The organism is Jiella avicenniae (genome assembly GCF_021390325.1).
GTDB lineage: Bacteria > Pseudomonadota > Alphaproteobacteria > Rhizobiales > Rhizobiaceae > Jiella > Jiella avicenniae.
Genome location: NZ_JAJUWU010000003.1, coordinates 367810 through 383977 on the forward strand (window position 1 = coordinate 367810; position 16168 = coordinate 383977).

Annotated in this window: 14 protein-coding genes; 8 read left to right on the forward strand and 6 right to left on the reverse strand. The window is 69.8% G+C overall.

Going from position 1 to position 16168, the window contains the following annotated elements; all coding sequences use genetic code 11:
• The first annotated feature begins 7 nt into the window (after positions 1–7).
• Genes LZD57_RS03920 through LZD57_RS03945 form a run of 6 tightly spaced genes read left to right on the forward strand, consistent with a single transcriptional unit; the run spans position 8 to position 6478 of the window.
• The gene (locus tag LZD57_RS03920) at positions 8–1042 is read left to right on the forward strand and encodes an ABC transporter substrate-binding protein (RefSeq protein ID WP_233717804.1); all 1035 of its coding nucleotides are present in this window, start codon (positions 8–10) and stop codon (positions 1040–1042) included.
• Positions 1043–1065: 23 nt separating this feature from the next.
• Positions 1066–1845, forward strand: coding sequence for an SDR family NAD(P)-dependent oxidoreductase (locus LZD57_RS03925; protein WP_233717805.1), 780 nt, complete (start codon positions 1066–1068; stop codon positions 1843–1845).
• On the forward strand, positions 1842–3317 hold the full coding sequence (gene allB, locus LZD57_RS03930; protein WP_233717806.1) for an allantoinase AllB: 1476 nt from the start codon (positions 1842–1844) through the stop codon (positions 3315–3317). The genes LZD57_RS03925 and allB overlap by 4 nt, the downstream gene beginning before the upstream one ends.
• Complete coding sequence (locus LZD57_RS03935) at positions 3314–4207, forward strand: ABC transporter ATP-binding protein (RefSeq protein ID WP_233717807.1); 894 nt, start codon at positions 3314–3316, stop codon at positions 4205–4207. The genes allB and LZD57_RS03935 overlap by 4 nt, the downstream gene beginning before the upstream one ends.
• A complete protein-coding gene (locus LZD57_RS03940; RefSeq protein WP_233717808.1) occupies positions 4204–4977 on the forward strand; it encodes an ABC transporter permease in 774 nt (257 codons plus the stop codon). The genes LZD57_RS03935 and LZD57_RS03940 overlap by 4 nt, the downstream gene beginning before the upstream one ends.
• Positions 4978–5032: 55 nt before the next feature.
• Positions 5033–6478, forward strand: a complete 1446-nt coding sequence (locus tag LZD57_RS03945) for an amidohydrolase family protein (RefSeq protein ID WP_233717809.1) — start codon at positions 5033–5035, stop codon at positions 6476–6478.
• 116 nt (positions 6479–6594) lie between these two features.
• Here the strand turns inward: LZD57_RS03945 and LZD57_RS03950 are convergent, their stop codons facing one another.
• The gene (locus LZD57_RS03950; protein WP_233717810.1) at positions 6595–7008 is read right to left on the reverse strand and encodes a DUF3830 family protein; all 414 of its coding nucleotides are present in this window, start codon (positions 7006–7008) and stop codon (positions 6595–6597) included.
• Positions 7009–7153: 145 nt separating this feature from the next.
• Here LZD57_RS03950 and LZD57_RS03955 point away from each other — a divergent pair, with 145 nt between their 5' ends.
• Together LZD57_RS03955 and LZD57_RS03960 are read left to right on the forward strand one after the other, a co-directional pair.
• The gene (locus LZD57_RS03955) at positions 7154–8074 is read left to right on the forward strand and encodes a LysR family transcriptional regulator (RefSeq protein WP_233717811.1); all 921 of its coding nucleotides are present in this window, start codon (positions 7154–7156) and stop codon (positions 8072–8074) included.
• 106 nt (positions 8075–8180) lie between these two features.
• Positions 8181–9671, forward strand: a complete 1491-nt coding sequence (locus LZD57_RS03960) for an amidohydrolase family protein (protein ID WP_233717812.1) — start codon at positions 8181–8183, stop codon at positions 9669–9671.
• Positions 9672–9702: 31 nt separating this feature from the next.
• On the opposite strand, the gene LZD57_RS03965 is transcribed toward LZD57_RS03960, so the two are convergent.
• From LZD57_RS03965 to LZD57_RS03985, 5 genes are read right to left on the reverse strand one after another with little or no spacing between them, the layout of a single operon-like run.
• Positions 9703–10188, reverse strand: a complete 486-nt coding sequence (locus LZD57_RS03965; RefSeq protein WP_233717813.1) for a (2Fe-2S)-binding protein — start codon at positions 10186–10188, stop codon at positions 9703–9705.
• A complete protein-coding gene (locus tag LZD57_RS03970) occupies positions 10185–11054 on the reverse strand; it encodes an FAD binding domain-containing protein (RefSeq protein ID WP_233717814.1) in 870 nt (289 codons plus the stop codon). The genes LZD57_RS03965 and LZD57_RS03970 overlap by 4 nt, the downstream gene beginning before the upstream one ends.
• Positions 11051–13459 (reverse strand): xanthine dehydrogenase family protein molybdopterin-binding subunit, encoded by a 2409-nt coding sequence (locus LZD57_RS03975; protein WP_233717815.1) that lies wholly within the window; start codon positions 13457–13459, stop codon positions 11051–11053. Before LZD57_RS03975 ends, LZD57_RS03970 begins: the two co-directional genes overlap by 4 nt.
• Positions 13456–14907 carry an amidohydrolase family protein gene (locus tag LZD57_RS03980; protein WP_233717816.1) on the reverse strand — a complete coding sequence of 484 codons (1452 nt, stop codon included), beginning with the start codon at positions 14905–14907 and terminating at the stop codon, positions 13456–13458. The genes LZD57_RS03975 and LZD57_RS03980 overlap by 4 nt, the downstream gene beginning before the upstream one ends.
• Entirely contained in the window at positions 14891–16168 is a 1278-nt protein-coding gene (locus tag LZD57_RS03985; RefSeq protein WP_233717817.1) for a TRAP transporter large permease, read from the reverse strand. Before LZD57_RS03985 ends, LZD57_RS03980 begins: the two co-directional genes overlap by 17 nt.

A 16168-nucleotide genomic window follows, 5' to 3' on the forward strand; every position in this document is an offset into this window, starting at 1 on the left:
ACGCATCATGCGACACGCGACGCTCTCCTGCCTTTCGGCCGCGCTGCTCTCGGCCGCCCTCTCGGCAACGCCGGCTCTTTCCCAGGAAACTCAGATCGATTTCGTCCTGAACTGGAAATACCAGGGACCGCAGTCGGCGTTCTTCATCGCCAAGGACAAGGGCTACTTCAGCGAAGAAGGCCTCGACGTCACCCTCGATCAGGGCGAAGGCTCGGCCGCGGCCATCACCAAGGTGGCGAGCGGCGCCTACGACGCCGGTTTCGGCGACATCAACGCCCTGATCGCCCTCGCCGCAGACAAGCCCGAGGAAGCGCCGATCGCCGTCTACGTCCTCTACAACAACCCGCCCTTCACCATCGCGGTGAAGTCCGAAAGCGACATCCGCGAGCCGAAGGATCTCGAGGGCAAAACCATCGGCGGGCCGGCCAGCGACGCCGCGCTGCAACTCTTCCCAGCCTTCGCGGAGATCACCGGCATCGATGCCTCCAAGGTCGAGATCACCAACATGCAGTCGAACCTGCGCGAGCAGATGCTGGCGCGCGGCCAGGTCGACGGCGTCTTCGGCTACGTCAACACCATCGCCTTCAGCGCCAAGAGCGCCGGGATGAACCCGGACGAGGACTTCCGCTTCATCAACTACGGCGATTTCGGCATGGATCTTTATTCCAACGCCGTCGTGGTTTCCAAGCAGCTGGCGGAGGAGCATCCGGACGCCGTCGAGGGGCTGCTGCGGGCCATCAACCGCGGCGTCAAGGACATGATCGCCGATCCGGACGGCTCGGTGAAATACGTCGTCGACCGCGAACCGCTTCTCAATTCCGAGGTCGAGGCGGAGCGGACCGTCGCCACCCTCAAGATGGAGATGAGCAATCCGGAGGCGGAGACGATCGGCCTCGGCGACGTCGACGAGGCGCGGCTGAAGCGCTCGATCGACACGCTGGTCAAGGCGCGCGACCTCGCCCGGGCGCCGGAAGTCTCCGAGATCTTCACCGACCGCTTCCTGCCGCCGCTCTCCGAGCGTCCGACCAAGATCGCCGACTGAGAGCAGCGCAGATGGAACTGAACATGCAAGGCCGGACCGCGATCATCACCGGTCCGGCCAAGGGAATGGGCGCGGCGGTCACCCGCGCCTTCGCCTCCGAGGGCTGCAACCTCGTTCTCGCCGGGCGCGACGTCGCGGCGATCGAGCCGGTCGCCGAAGACGTCCGGCAGGCCGGGCGCGCGGTCGAGGTCGTCGCCTGCGACGTCACCGACGTAGGCCAGTGCGAGGATCTGGTGGCGCAGGCGAAAGCCCGCTTCGGCCGCGTCGACATCCTCGTCAACGTCGCCGGCGGCTCCGGCCCGATCGGCAAGACCGGCTGGGAGACGACGCGCGAAGAATTCGACGACATCATCGAGGTCAACATGGCCGGCTGCTTCAACACCATGCGGGCGGTGATGCCGGTGATGATCGAGCAGCGCTACGGCAAGATCGTCAATGTCGGCGGCACCTTCGGCATGCGCGGCCGGGCCGGCCGGATGGCCTACTCGGCCTCCAAATGGGGCCTGCGCGGCATCACCAAGAGCTTCGCGCTGGAAGCCGGGCCGTACAACGTCAACGTCAACTACGTCGCGCCCGGCATGGTCGACGGCGAGCGCTTCCGCGGCAAGGTGGTGCCGGAAATGGCTCGGCGTCTCGGGATCTCCGAGGCCGAGGCCGCCGAGCGCCACGCCGAGGATTACGCGATGCGCCGGGTCTCGACCGGCGAGGACGTGGCCAGCGCCTGCCTGTTCCTTGCCAGCGACGTTTCGCGCCAGATCACCGGCACCGACCTGCCGGTCGACGGAGGATGGGCCCAGCTATGACCACGACCGACATCCACCCCGAAGGGGCTTTCATCGCCGACCTCGTCATCGCCGGCGGAACGCTGGTGCGCGAGGACGCCACCGTCCCCGCCTCGATCGCCATTCTCGACGGCCGCATCCTCGTCGTCGGCGACGAAGCGGCCATGCCGCCGGCGCGTGAGACGATGAGGGCGGAGGGTCTCCATATCCTGCCCGGCGCGATCGACGTGCACGTGCATTTCCGCGATCCCGGCTACACCCGCAAGGAGGACTTCGGCACGGGAACCGCCGCCGCGGCCATGGGCGGCGTTACCACCGTCTTCGAGATGCCGAACGTCGTCCCGCCGACCTCGACGCCAGAGGGCCTGCGCATCAAGCAGCAGGCGGCCGAAAAGGCGATGGTGGATTTCGGCCTTTACGGGCTGCTCGGCGAGGAAAACCTCGATCAGATCGAGGCGCTGATCGACGGCGGCGTCGCAGCCTTCAAATGTTACATGGGCAACACCTTCGGCGATCTTCCCTCGCCCTCGACGGGAGCGATGCTGGAAGGCTTCGAGATCGTCGCCAAACACGGCATCCGCGTCTCGCTCCACGCCGAAACCGCCTCGATCAACAAGTGGCGGCAGCGGCGGCTGACCGAGGCCGGCCGGCACGACGCCATCGCCCATCTCCAGGCCCGTCCCCCGGTCGTCGCCGTCGAAGCGGTATCCCGCGCGGCGGTGCTGGCGGAATGGACGGGCGCGCGCATCCATGTCCTGCACATCTCCTCGGGCGACGAACTGCGCCCCTTGCGCGAAGCGCGGGCCCGCGGCGTCGACGTCACCGGCGAGACCTGCCCGCACTACCTCCTGCTCGACGAGACCGCCTACGAGCGGCATGGCTCGATCGTCCGGGTCAACCCGCCGGTCCGCGAGCGCGCGCATCAGATGGCGCTATGGGAGGGCATCGCCGACGGCACGATCGACATGATCGCCACCGACCACGCCCCCCACACCGACGCCGAGAAGGTCAATGCCGACATCTGGAAGGCCGATTGCGGCTTTCCGGGCATCGAGACCCAGATGCCGCTGATGCTGACGGAGGTGCATCGGGGACGGTTGAGCCTCGAGGATTACGTTCGCCTGTCGAGCGCAGCACCCGCCCGCAGCTTCGGGCTCTATCCGCGGAAGGGGACGCTCCTGCCCGGCAGCGACGCCGACATCGCCATCGTCGATCTGTCGCGGCGCGAGACGATCCGTGCCGCCGGTCTGCATTCGCGTTCCCGCATCAACCCCTTCGAAGGCATGGAGACGGTCGGTGCGCCGATCCACACGCTCGTACGCGGCCGCTTCGTCATGCGCGACCGCAAGCTGATGACCGACGCCGCCGGCTGGGGCCGCAACGTGTCGGCCAAGCAGAAGATGCCGCCGCCCGCCCCGCGCAACCTCGACCTGACCATGGAAGCGGTGACGCGTCCGGGCGCGGGACGCTTCGGATCGGGCGGTGCACGATGACCGAGGCTCTCCAGCGAACCGCACTGCACGCCCCGCCGCCGGCGACCGCGCCCGAAGCGAGCGTCGCCCGCCCCCTGATCCGGATCGAGGACGTCTCGCTCACCTATGGCCGGGGCGAGCGCAAGGTGCAGGCTCTCTCGCGCACCTCGCTCGACGTCCCGAACGGCGATTTCGTCGCCCTCGTCGGGCCGTCCGGCTGCGGCAAGTCGACGATCCTCAAGATCGTCGCGCAGCTGCTCTCGCCGAGCGAGGGCCACGTCTTCGTCGCGGGCCGCGAGATCGGCGCCGTCGACATCCGCATCGGCATGGCCTTCCAGAACCCGACGCTGCTGCCATGGCTGTCGATCCGCGACAACGTCATGCTGCCCTTGAAGATCTCCCAGCCGTTCCGAAGCGACTGGCGGCGCAAGAAGAACGGCGAATATCGCGACCGCGCCGATGCCCTGCTCGCCAAGGTCGGCCTCGGCGGCTTCGCCGGGCACTATCCTTGGCAGCTCTCCGGCGGCATGCAGCAGCGCGCCTCGCTCTGCCGCGCCCTCGTCCACGAACCGACGCTCTTGCTCCTCGACGAGCCGTTCGGCGCGCTCGACCAATTCACCCGCGAGGAACTGTGGGACGTCCTGCAGGCGCTGTGGATGGAGCAGAAGCCGACGGTGCTGCTCGTCACCCACGATCTTCGGGAAAGCGCCTATCTCGCCAACCGGATCGTCGTGATGAGCGCCCGTCCCGGCCGGATCATCGTCGACGAAACGGTCGACTATCAGCGCCCCCGGTCGATCGAGACCACCTTCCGCAGCGATTTCGTCGAACTCAACCACCGTCTGCGCTCGCTGATCTTCGAGGCCCGCGCGGCCGGTTCGGGCGCCATCCCCGCCGGAGTTGCCGCATGAAGCGCTGGTACAAGGAACGCTTCGCCTCCACGGCACTCATCGTCGGCTTCTTCCTCGTCTGGGAACTCGCCTGCGTCGCCTTCGGCATCAGCGAGATCGTGCTGCCGCGGCCCTCGCAGATCATCGTCACGCTGTTCGACCGCTGGCCGGCCCTCGTGCCCCACACCGTCCAGACGCTCTACACGACGCTCGTCGGCTTCGCGCTGGGGGTCGGGATCGGGGTGGTGATCGGCATGATCATCGGCTCCTCGCGCGTCGCCTACGACGTCGCCTTTCCGCTACTCGTCGGGCTGTCCTCCATCCCGAAGGTCGCGGTGGTGCCGATCTTCGTCCTGTGGTTCGGCGCCGGCACGGTGCCGGCAGTGCTGACCGCCATGGTGATCTCGATCTTCCCGGTGGTGGTGAACGTCGCCACGGGTCTCGCCACCACGGAGCCGGAACTCGAAGACGTGCTGCGGACGCTCAGGGCGAGCCGGACGGATATCCTCGTCAATGTCGGCCTGCCGCGGGCGATGCCCTATTTCTTCGCCTCGCTGAAGGTCGCCGTGACGCTCGCCTTCGTCGGTTCGGTCATCGCCGAGACGGTCGCCGGCAACAGAGGCATCGGCAACATGATGCTGATCGCCTCGGCCAATTTCAACGTGCCGCTGACCTTCGCCGGCCTGTTCATTCTCGCCGCGATGGGGATCGGTCTCTATCTCGTCTTCGCCGCCATCGAGAAGCGGGTCACCGGCTGGGCCAACCGCAAGGCCGAGCTCGCCATGGGCTGAGGCACTCGGAGGAAAGCGACATGGCAGGGACCAGCAGCAAGGGACATCGGAGACCATGAGCGAACGGACGATCCTCTGCGCCTCGACCGCCGAGGGCGAGGACTACGGGCTCCGCCGCGGCCGCGCCATCACCCTCGCGGGCGGGCGCATCGCCGCGATCGACGGCGCGCCGGCGCACGAGCCGGGACTGTTCGCCATGCCGGCCCTCGTCAACGCCCACGACCACGCCCGGCCGATCCGTTCGAGCGCCTTCGGCGCCGTCGGCATCCCGCTGGAACTCTGGCTGCAGTATCTGGCGCTGCTGCCGGCGGTCGATCCCTATCTCGCGGCGGCCGCCTCGCTCGGGCGCAGCGCGCTCGGCGGCTGTGGCGCGGTGATGATCCATTACACCCGGACGAACGGGCTGACCCCGCTCCCGCAGGAAGCGGCCGAGGTCGCGCGGGCGGCGCGGGACGTCGGCGTGCGGATCGGCTTCGCCGTCGCCCTGAAGGACCGCAACCCGCTGGTCTACGGGCCGTCGGAGCCAGTGCTTGCGGCGATGCCCGAGACGGCGCGCCGGACCATCGAGCAGCGGCTGTCGAAACCGCAGCTCGCCCCGGCCGAGCAGATCGCGCTGGTGGACGAGGTCGCCGAGGCTGCCGGATGCGATCTCGTCGACGTCCAGTACGGGCCGACGGGCGTCCAGTGGTGCACGCCGGAGCTGCTCGAAGCCGTCGCGCAAGCCTCCGCCGAGACCGGGCGCCGCGTCCACATGCACTGCCTCGAGACCGGCTATCAGCGGGACTGGGCCGACCGGGAGTTCCCGGGTGGCATGCTGCCCTTCCTGAAGGAGATCGGCCTCCTTAGCCCGCGGTTGACGCTGGCCCACTGCACCCATGCCCGACCGGACGAACTGGAACTCATCGCCGGGTCCGGCGCGACGATCACCGTCAACACCCACTCCAATCTCGCACTCAAGTCCGGCATCGCCCCCGTCGCGGCCATGCTGAAGGCCGGATGCAACGTCGCGCTCGGTCTCGACGGCACCAGCTTCGACGAGGACGACGACGCCTTCAGCGAAATGCGTCTCGCCTTCGAACTGCATCGCGGCTGGGGTTTCGACGAGACGATCGCCGAGCCCGGAATGCTGCGCATCGCCACCCGCAACGGCCGGGCGAGCGTCACGGGCTCGGCCGATGGCGGTTTTCTCGCTGCAGGCATGCCGGCTGATATCCTCCTCCTCGACGAAGCCGCGCTCGACGAACACCGCCTCGTCGCCGATCTCTCGCCGGTGGATCAGCTGTTCACCCATGGCCGGGCGCGGCACATCGCCGAACTCCTCGTCGCCGGCCGCTCGATCGTCAGGGACGGTCGGCTGACCGGCATCGATCACGCGGCGCTGCAAGGCGAACTCGTCGACCGCTTCCGGCACGGCATGCGATCGGGCGGCCAGCTCGCCGCCGCGCTGCCGGAACTCGGCACGGCCATGCGCCGGCATTTCCGCGACCCGCCGTGCTGCTGACGGCAAACGGCGAAGGCGCGGTTCCGATCGCCCGAACGCGGGATCAGCGGGCGAACGGCGGCAACGCGCCGGTCGATCTCATGCGAAATCCCGGCCGGACTTCGAACTCGCGGACGTCACGCCCGCTCGAAGCGGATGTCCTGGGCGCCCTGCCACAACACCATCGGCCCGAGTTCGGCGAGGTTTTCGAGGCCCGAGGTCAGGGTGATGAAGTGATTGCCGGCGAGCTGGCCCATCTTCGAGGCGAAATGGACGCCGCCATAAGCGAGCAGGATCTCGGTCTCGCTGATGCCGCCCGGATAGAGGATGATCTGGCCGGGCGCCGGATAGCTGGTGTGGTTCTCGTAGCCGAGGCCGAAATCGTGGTCGCCGAGCGGGATCCAGACGCCCTCGCCGCTCCAGCGGACATGGACGATCTTGCTCTGGTAGGGGAGCAATTTCGTGAAGGCCTCGCAGGTCTTCGGCGCCTTTTCGGTTTCGAGCCGGGCGTCGAAGGTGAACGGTCCGGCGGTGATCTTCAGCTTGCTCATGCGGGTCCTGCTTGCGGGAAAGGGGTGGCCGGGAGCGACCGGTCACTCAAGATGAGTTCGAGCCTAGCGGCGCCGAGCGTGCGGCTCAAACGCCGATTGGCCGCTGGCGTGGTGCCGGAAGGTATACACGAGGAGACTGTGCGCGATGCGTCACATGCGGATCTGGACCTATGTCGACGAAGCGGCCCGTCTCGGCTCGCTGCGCAAGGCGGCGGAAAAGCTGAACATCACTCCCTCGGCGCTGCAGCGGCGCATCCGCGACGTCGAGGAGGACCTCGGCACGCCGATCTTCGAGCGGACGGCCCAGGGCATCCACCTGACGGCCGCCGGCGAAGGCATGGTGCGCTGGATCCGCGGCCAGTCGGCGGATCTGGAGCGATTGAAGTCGCAGATCGAGGACATGTCCGGGCTCCGGCGGGGCAACGTCCGCATCGCCTGCAGCCAGGCGCTGGTGCCGTTCTTCCTGCCGCAGGAGATCTCCGAGTTCCGCAGCCGCTTTCCGCAGGTGCGCTTCTCCGTCGAGGTACAGGATCACGGCGTCGCCCTGCGCATGCTGCGCGACTTCGAGTGCGACCTCGCCATCGTCTTCCGCCCGGACCGCAGTCCCGACATCCATCCCCTGTTCGTCCTCGGCCAGCGGCTCGTCGCGATCATGCGCCGGGACCACCCCCTGGCCGAAAGGGACCAGCTGCGCCTGCGCGACTGTGCCGCCTATCCGGTCGCGCTGCCGAGCAGCGGCTTCGGCACCCGCGCGATCATCGACGACCTCCTGGCGGGGAGCTCGACGCGCTTCGACGTCCAGCTCCAGTCGAATTCCTTCGAGATGCTGCGCAACCTCGCGTCGTCCGGCGACGTGGTCACCTTCCAGGCCGAGATCGGGGCGCCGCGCGAGGATCCGGACGGCGAGCTCGTCTACCGCGTCCTCAGCGACCGCGATCTCGCCCATGGACCGCTCGTCGTCTGCCAGCTGAAGGGCCGGACCCTGCCGGTGGCTGCGGCGAAATTCGCCGAGCAGCTGTCGCGCAGCCTGGAGGCGATCCGCAGCACGCCGGGGCCGGACGTCTGAGGACACACCACACGATGGCCACGCCGTCCCGGCACCGCCCCCGCGTTGCGATCGGCGACGCCGCCAAATCCTCCGCACCGCCCACGCCATGACGAAAGAGACCTCGATGACCGCCAGACCGAAGCTCGTCACCGGCGCGCGCGTCTTCGACCTCGACGGCGACGTCGACCAGCCGCCGCAGCACGACATCCTGATCGAGGCCGGCCGAATCGCCGCTCTCGGTCCCGAGGCGAGCGCCCGCGCGGCCGGGCGCCCCGAGGTCGAGCGCGTGCCGGCCGACGGCCTCATGGCGATCCCCGGCCTCGTCAACGCCCATTATCACTCGCACGACGTACTTCTGCGCGGCCTGTTCGAGCAGATGCCGCTCGACGTCTGGGGCTTCTACAGCTTCCCGGCCAACTACACGCGGCGCAGCGGCCGGGAGGTGCGGCTGCGCACCCTTCTCGGCGCCGCCGACTGCCTCGCCAACGGCATCACCACGATCCAGGACATGGTGACCGTCGTCGGCCCCGACCGCGAGCATGTCGGCGAGATCCTCTCCGCCTATGGGGCGATCGGCACCCGCGTGGTACTGGCCCTGCAGCTCGGCGACCGCGCGGCGGAAGAGGCCGTGCCCTTCTGGGACGAACTGCCCGAGTCGGTGCGGGCCCGCCTGCCCGGCCGGCTCGACACGGCGCCGACGCGGGCGATGATCGAGGAGTTGCTGGACGAGAAGGCCCCGCCCCGCCTCACCTGGGGCCTCGGCCCCTCGGCGCCGCAACGCTCCTCCGACACGCTGCTCGAATGGACGGCGAAACAGGCCGAGCGGCACGGCCTGCAGGTCTTCACCCATCTCTACGAGGCCCGCTCCCAGGCGGTGCTCGCCCGCCGCGAAGGCGGTTCGCTCCTGTCGACGCTGGAGCGCTTCGGGCTGCTGTCGCCGCACCTCACGATCGCCCATGGGGTCTGGATCGACGATGACGAGATCGACCGCTTCGGCGCGTCCGGCGCCAGCCTTGCCTGCAATCCGATGAGCAACATGAAGCTTCTGAACGGCTTCGCCCCCGTCCGCCGCTATGCCGATGCCGGCGCCAACCTGTCGCTCGGCTGCGACAATTGCAGCGGCAACGACGCCCAAAGCCTGTTCCAGTCGATGAAGATGTTCGCGCTCTATTGGGGGATGCAGACCGCCGCGGGCGAGACCGGCGCCGCGCGCGAGGCCTTTCGGGCGGCGACACTCGGCGGGGCACAGGCGCTGGGCCTTGCCGGCGAAATCGGCGCGCTGAAGCCGGGCTACCGGGCCGACATGGTGCTGATCGATCTCGCCGCGCCCTGCTATCGCCCGCTCAACAGCGCCCTGCGCCAGCTCGTCTATGGCGAGACCGGCACGGCGATCCGCAGCGTCATGGTGGAGGGCGAAATCGTGCTGCAGGACGGCCGGCTCGTCGGTCAGTCCGAGGCGCAGTTGAAGGCCGATGCCGAAGCGGCGCGGGGGGCATCGCGCGAAGAGATCGCCGCCATCGGCCGGCGCAATGCCGAATTCGTCGGCGACCTTCTCGCCGCCTACGAGCGGGCCGATGCCTATCCGCTGCCCTTCGACCGCTTCTCGATGCGCTGAACGCCGACGCCGGACCGGCCGAATGCCGCCGTCAGGCCCGCAGGCGCCCGGCGGCTTCCTCGACCGCCTCGACGATCGCCTGATAGCCGGTGCAGCGGCAGATGTTGCCGGAGAGCGCCGCCCGGATCTCGGCCCGGTCCGGCGCCGGAGTGTGCTCCAAAAGTTCCGCCGCCTGCAGGAGGATTCCCGGCGTGCAGAAACCGCATTGCAGCGCCGCCCGCTCAAAGAAGCAGTCCTGCAGCACGGCGACGCGCCCCGATCGCGTCGCCCCTTCGACGGTTTCGACGCGGGCACCGTCCGCCTGCACCGCCAGCATCAGACAGCCGCGCACCACGCGCCCGTCCACCTGAACGTGGCAGGCGCCGCAGACGCCGTGCTCGCAGCCGACATGGCTCCCGGTCAGGCCGAGATCGTGCCGCACCCAGTCGACCAGCGACCGGCGCACCGGCACGACGTCGCGCACGGCTTCGCCGTTGACGGTGCAGGTGATCGTCAGGGTTTCCTCGTCGACCGTCATCGGGCGGCTTCCTCCTCGAGCTGGCGCCGGGTCTCCAGCAGCAGATTGCGCGCCAGGAGAAGCCGGTAGGCGGCGGGGTATTCGGCCCCCTCGATTGGATCCAGAACCGCGCCGAGGCCGTCGCCGGCTGCCCGCCACGCCTGCTCGTCCGAGACGGCGGCGCCCGCCAGTGCCGCTTCGACGGCGGCGAGGCGTCGGGGACTTTCCTCGACGCCAGCGAAGACGACGCGGCACTCGCCGACGCGGCCGGCCTCGATGCGTCCGGCAAAGGCGATCGCCGCCAGCGCGAAATCGCCGTGCCGCCGCGAGACCTCGCGGAAACAGAAGCGAAAATCCGGGCCGAGCGGGGCGAAGTCGACGCCGACGAGCAACTCCTCCGGCCGGAGCGCCGTCGTATAGACGCCTTCGAAGAACGAGGCCGCGGGGATCCGCCGCTCGCCGGTCGAGGAACGGGCGAGGATCGCGCCATCGAGGCAGACGGTGACGGCGGGGATTTCGGCGGCGGGATCGGCGAGCGCCAGGCTGCCGCCGAAGGTGCCGCGGTTGCGCACCGCCTCGTGCGCGACGTTGCCGAGGGCCAGCGCCAAAAGCGGCGCCGCACGCGCGACCGTCGCGGACCGGAGCACCTCGGCATGGCGGGCGCGGGCGCCGACATGCAGCCGCTCACCGATAATTTCGATCCGGTCGAGCCCGGCAATGCGGTTGACGTCGATCAGCACGGCGGGCTGCGCCATTCGCAGGTTGAGCATGGGAACGAGGCTCTGGCCGCCCGCGAGGACCGCCGCATCATCTCCCCACTCGGCGAGCATCGCCAGCGCCTCCTCCAGCGTCTCCGGCCTCAAATAACGAAACCGGGCGGGCTTCATGGCGCCTCTCCCGCGCCGAGATCCCCGAGGGCGCGCAGGACCGACACCGGCTTGATCGGCAGCGCGGCGAGGCTGGCGCCATGCGGGGCGAGCGCGTCGTTGACGGCGTTCAGGATGGCGGCCGGGGCACCGCAGGTGCCCGCCTCCCCGGCCCCCTTGGCGCCGACGGACGATCCGCTGTAGGGCGTTTCGACATGGCCGATCGCGATCTCCGGCAGGTCGCCGGCCATCGGCACCAGATAGTCGGCGAGCGTGCCGCTGGTGAACTGGCCGGCCGCATCGTAGCGGCAGGCCTCGTAGAGCGCCTCGCCGATGCCCTGGACCACCCCGCCGCGGATCTGCTCGTCGACGAGGAGCGGATTGATGATTCGGCCGCAATCCTCGACCACCCAGTGACCGAGCAGGCGGACGAAGCCGGTGGCGCGGTCGATCTCGACCATCGCCGCCTGGATGCCGTTGGTCGGCAGGAACGGGTCGTCGTCGCGGTGATACTGCTCGGCGACGGTGAATTGCGGCCGCACACCCGCCGGAAGCTCGTGGCTGCGGAACAGGACGAGGTCGGCGAGATCGGCAAGCGTCATGCGCGGGGTGCCGGTCGCGACCTCGACGACCTCGCCGGCGCGGATGTCGAGATCCGCCGGTTTCGCCTGCACGAGCGCCGCGACGGCGGCCAGAATCTCGCCGCGCAGCCGGCGCCCGGCGCGCCAGGCCGCCTCGCCGGCGATGGCCGCGCCGCGCGAGGCCCAGGCGCCGCCGCCATGAGGCGCGGTGCGCGTGTCGCCCGTCTCGACCCGGACGTTCGACGGGTCGAGGCCGACGCCATCGGCCAGAACCTGCGCCAGCGCCTGCCGGACCCCCTGGCCGATCTCGCTGGCCGAAGCCTGCGCCCGGACCGAACCGGACGGCTCCAGCGACGCCACCACCGTGTCGCCGGCGGCGACCTTGACGCCGGCCGCGCCATAGGCCTGCGACCCGGTCGCGGTGAATTCGACGAAGCTGGCGAAGCCGAGGCCGAGCAGCCGCCCCGCGGCCCGGCCGGCGCGAACCTCCTCGCGCTTGGCATCGAGGTCGACGAGCCCGATCATCGCGTCGAGGCAGGCGTGGTGGGAGAGTTCGAACATCCGCCCGCCCGCCGGATTGGTCCAGGGCATGGCCTCGACGGGGAGGAGATTGCGGCGTCGGAAGGCCAGCGGGTCCTCGCCGCGCCGCGCCGCAGCGAGGTCCACGAGGCGCTCGGTCACGGCGCAGGCGATCGGATGGCCGACGGAGCGGTACTGGCCGGTCAGCGACTTGTTCTGCAGCAGGCATTCGAGCCGCGCGCGATAGGCCTCGAACCGATAGGGGCCGCCCATCGCCCGCAAGACGCTCATCGCCTCGGTGGTGCTCGACCGGGGGAAGACGGAATAGGCCCCGAGCCCTTGGACGTCGTGGATGTCGAAGCCGAGGATGCGGCCCTCGCCGTCCACCGCCATGCGGGCGTCGACCTGATGTTCGCGGGCGTGGATGTCGGTGGCGAGCGCCTCGATGCGGTCGGCGACGAACTTCACCGGCCGGCCGAGCAGCTTTGCCGCCGCGCAGGTCGCGAGTTCGTCGGGATAGACGTGCATCTTGATGCCGAAGCCGCCGCCGACGTCGCCGCAGGCCACCCGCACCCGGCCGATCGGAAGGTCGAGCTGTTCGGCGATGTGGAGCTGCAGCTGGTGAGGCATCTGGTGGGAGATGCGGACGTCGAGGAGCCCCTCGGCGGGATCGAATTCGGCGAGCACCCCGCGCGGCTCCAGCGAGACGCCGGTCTTGCGCTCGAAGGCGAAGCGCTCCTCGACGACGAAGTCGGCGCCGGCAAAGACGGCGTCGAAATCGGCCGAGCCGAACTCCGTGCGCCAGGCGACGTTGTCGGCCAGCTCCGGATGCGTCAGGGCTTCGGCGGACAGGGCGGCGGCGAGGCTGGCGACGGCCGGCAACTCCTCCCAGTCGACCGCGATCAGATCCAGCGCGTCCTCGGCCCGGGCCCGGCTTTCGGCGACGACCATCGCCACCGGCTCGCCCTGGAAGGCCACCCGGCCGTCCGCAAGTGCCCGCTGCACCGGCGAGACCAATCCGGGAAAGGCGCCGGAGCGGCATTGCCAGGGCCGGCACACCGGCGCGAGATCCGCCGCGGTCAGCACGGCGACGACGCCGCTCAGGCCGGCGGCCGTCGACGTATCGGCGATCGTGAAGCGGGCATGGGCGAAGGGGCTGCGCAGGAAGGCGGCGTGCAGGCAACCCCGTGGCGCGCCGTCGTCGACATAGCGCCCGCGCCCGGCCAGCAGCCGCCGCGTTTCGGCCCTCGGCATGGAGCGACCGATGGCGGGTGTATCGGTCCGGATCATGCCGATCGGCGCTGTGGTCTCGGGGGCGCTCGTCATCGGCTCATCCTGCCGCCGGGGCGATCGAGCGCCGCCATGGCGTCGGCGAAGCGGCTCAGCTCGGGGTCGCGGCTGGCTGCCGCCGGCCTCGAACGGGCAAGCCGCAGCCGAACCTCGCGCAGCCGCTCCTCCGCCTCGGCGCTCCGTTCGTAGACGCTGCGCCCGGCCACCATGGTACGGCACACGGCACCGCCGCGGACGGCGAAGACCAGTTGCTGGACCGGATCGTTCAGTGGGCAGAGGGACGGATCGTCGAGATCGTAGAAGACGAGATCGGCGACCGCCCCCGCCTCGATCCGCCCGGTGACGCCCGGCTGGCGAAGAGCGCGCGCGCCGCCGACGGTAGCAAGGTCGTAGGCGTCGGCCGCGCCGATCCCCTTGCCCTCGCCGCGCGAGACGAGCGCCGCCAGCCAGATCGCCTCGTGCAGGTCGAGGCTGTCGCTGGTGCTGGCGCCGTCCGTGCCGAGGGCCACGGTGATCGCCTGATCGCGCATCGCCGCCACCGGCGCCGTTCCGACGCCGAGCTTGGCGTTGCTCGCGGGATTGTGCACCGGCACCGCGCCGGACGCGGCGAGTGCGGCCCGGTCGTCCTCGTCGACCCAGACGCAGTGGGCGAGCGACCAGCGGTCGGAGAGGATGCCCAACCGGTCGAGGCGCGCGACGTTGGAGACGCCGTGCCGCGCCCGGCTGATCTCCCGTTGCCGGCGGGTCTCCAGCATGTGCGCATGGAGGCCGAGATCGCGCGCCTCGGCGAGTTCGGCAGAAGCGCGCAGCAGGTCGTCGCTGCAGCGGAGCGGATTGGACGGGCCGGGCAGGACCGCGAGCCGGTCCCCGGCACCGTGCCAGCGCGCCGCCGCCTCGTCGCAGAGGCCGATCAGCCCGTCGATCGAGCCCGGCGCCAGCGGCGACGGGTCGGGCGGAACGAGACCAGTCGAGGGATCCGGCAGGATGTCGTCATAGGCGCCGTCGAAGATCCGCAGCGCCAGATTGCAGCGGATCCCGGCATCGAGATAGGCCTGCGCGGCGGCGTCTATCATCTCGCGCGTCGGATTCTGCTCCGGGAAATGGTCGATCATCGCCGTCGTGCCGGTGGCCAGCGCCTCCAGCGCCTGGGCCAGCGCGTGATCGTAGACCTCCTGCGGGTCGCGCCCGGCCGTGTCGGCCTGGTTGCGCCACATGAAGCCGACATGCCCCAGCCCGTCCGTCGTGCCGCGCAGCGAGGACAGCGGCGAATGCGTATGGGCGTTGATCAGGCCCGGCGCGACGAGGCATCCCGCCGCGTCGACGATCGTCTCGCCGTCCTTCCGCGGCTCCTGCGGATCGCCGATCCGCCGGATCTGGCCGTCCTCGATCCACAGATCGCGCGCCAGCGCGCGCCACTGCGAACCCTCCCGAAGGAACACGAGAGCGCCGGCGATGCGGGTCACGGGGCTAGCGGTAGAGCGCATCGGGCAACACCATCGAGATCCAGGGCACGTAGGTGATCACGAGCAGGCCGAGAAGGACGATCAGCGTGCTCGGCAGCACCGCCAGAGCGACGAAGTGGATCGGCTTGCGGGTGATCGCGCAGGCGACGAAGAGGTTCAGCCCGACCGGCGGCGTCATCATGCCGAGTTCGACGTTGACCAGAGTGACGATGCCGAAATGCACCGGATCGATGCCGACCGAACTGATGATCTTCAGCATCAGAGGCGCCAGGATGATGACCGCCGACGTCCCGTCGAGGAAGCAGCCGGCGACGATCAGGACGAGGTTGAACAGAAGCAGGATCAGCGCCGGATTGTCGGTCGTCCCCAGCACCTGCGCCGCGACGTCCCCGACGATGCCCTGGCTCGCGAGCAGCCAGGAGAGCGCCGAGGCACCGGCGGCGATCAGCAGCAGCGTCGCCGAGACGAGGCCGGATTCCTTCAAAACGCGCCCGAGCGCCGGAAGGTCGATGCTGCGATAGACGAGCATCCCGACGACGAGCCCGTAGGCGACCGCCACGGCGGCGGATTCGGTCGGCGTGAAGACGCCGGTATAGATGCCGCCGAGGAGAAGCACCGGCAGGCCGAGCCCGAAACCCGCGTCCTTGAAGGCCCTGCCGACTTCGCCGGCGCTCGGCCGCGGCTCCAGCGGCACCGCGTAGCGCCAGCCGGCATAGCCGCAATAAGCGATCAGCATGGCGGCCAGCATGATCCCCGGGACGAGACCGGCGGCGAAGAGCTGTCCGATCGAGGTGCCGGTGACGGCGCCGTAGATGATCAGCGTGATGCTCGGCGGAACGACGATCCCGAGGGAGCCGGCCGTGGTCATCAGGCCGATGGAGAAGCGCTCCGGATAGCCGGCCTTGATCAGCGCACAGATCATGATGCTGCCGACGGCGGCGAGCGTCGCCGGGCTCGAGCCGCTGATCGAGCCGAAGAACAGGCAGGCGACGACACCGGAGGCCGCGAGCCCGCCGGGCAGCCAGCCGACCAGGACGCGCGCCAGCCGGATCAGCCGATCGGCGATGCCCGCGACGCGCATCAGGTCCGCCGCGAGCACGAAGAACGGAATCGACATCAAGGTGAAGTTGTCGATGCCGGCGAACAGGCGCTGGGCGACGATCACCGGCGGCGTCGAGGTGAACAGGCCGATCCCGAGAAAGGCGGTGAGCGCCAGAGCCAGGAAGATCGGAACGCCGATCAGCAGCGTCGCGCCGACGAGGGTCAGGAGGATGACGGGCAT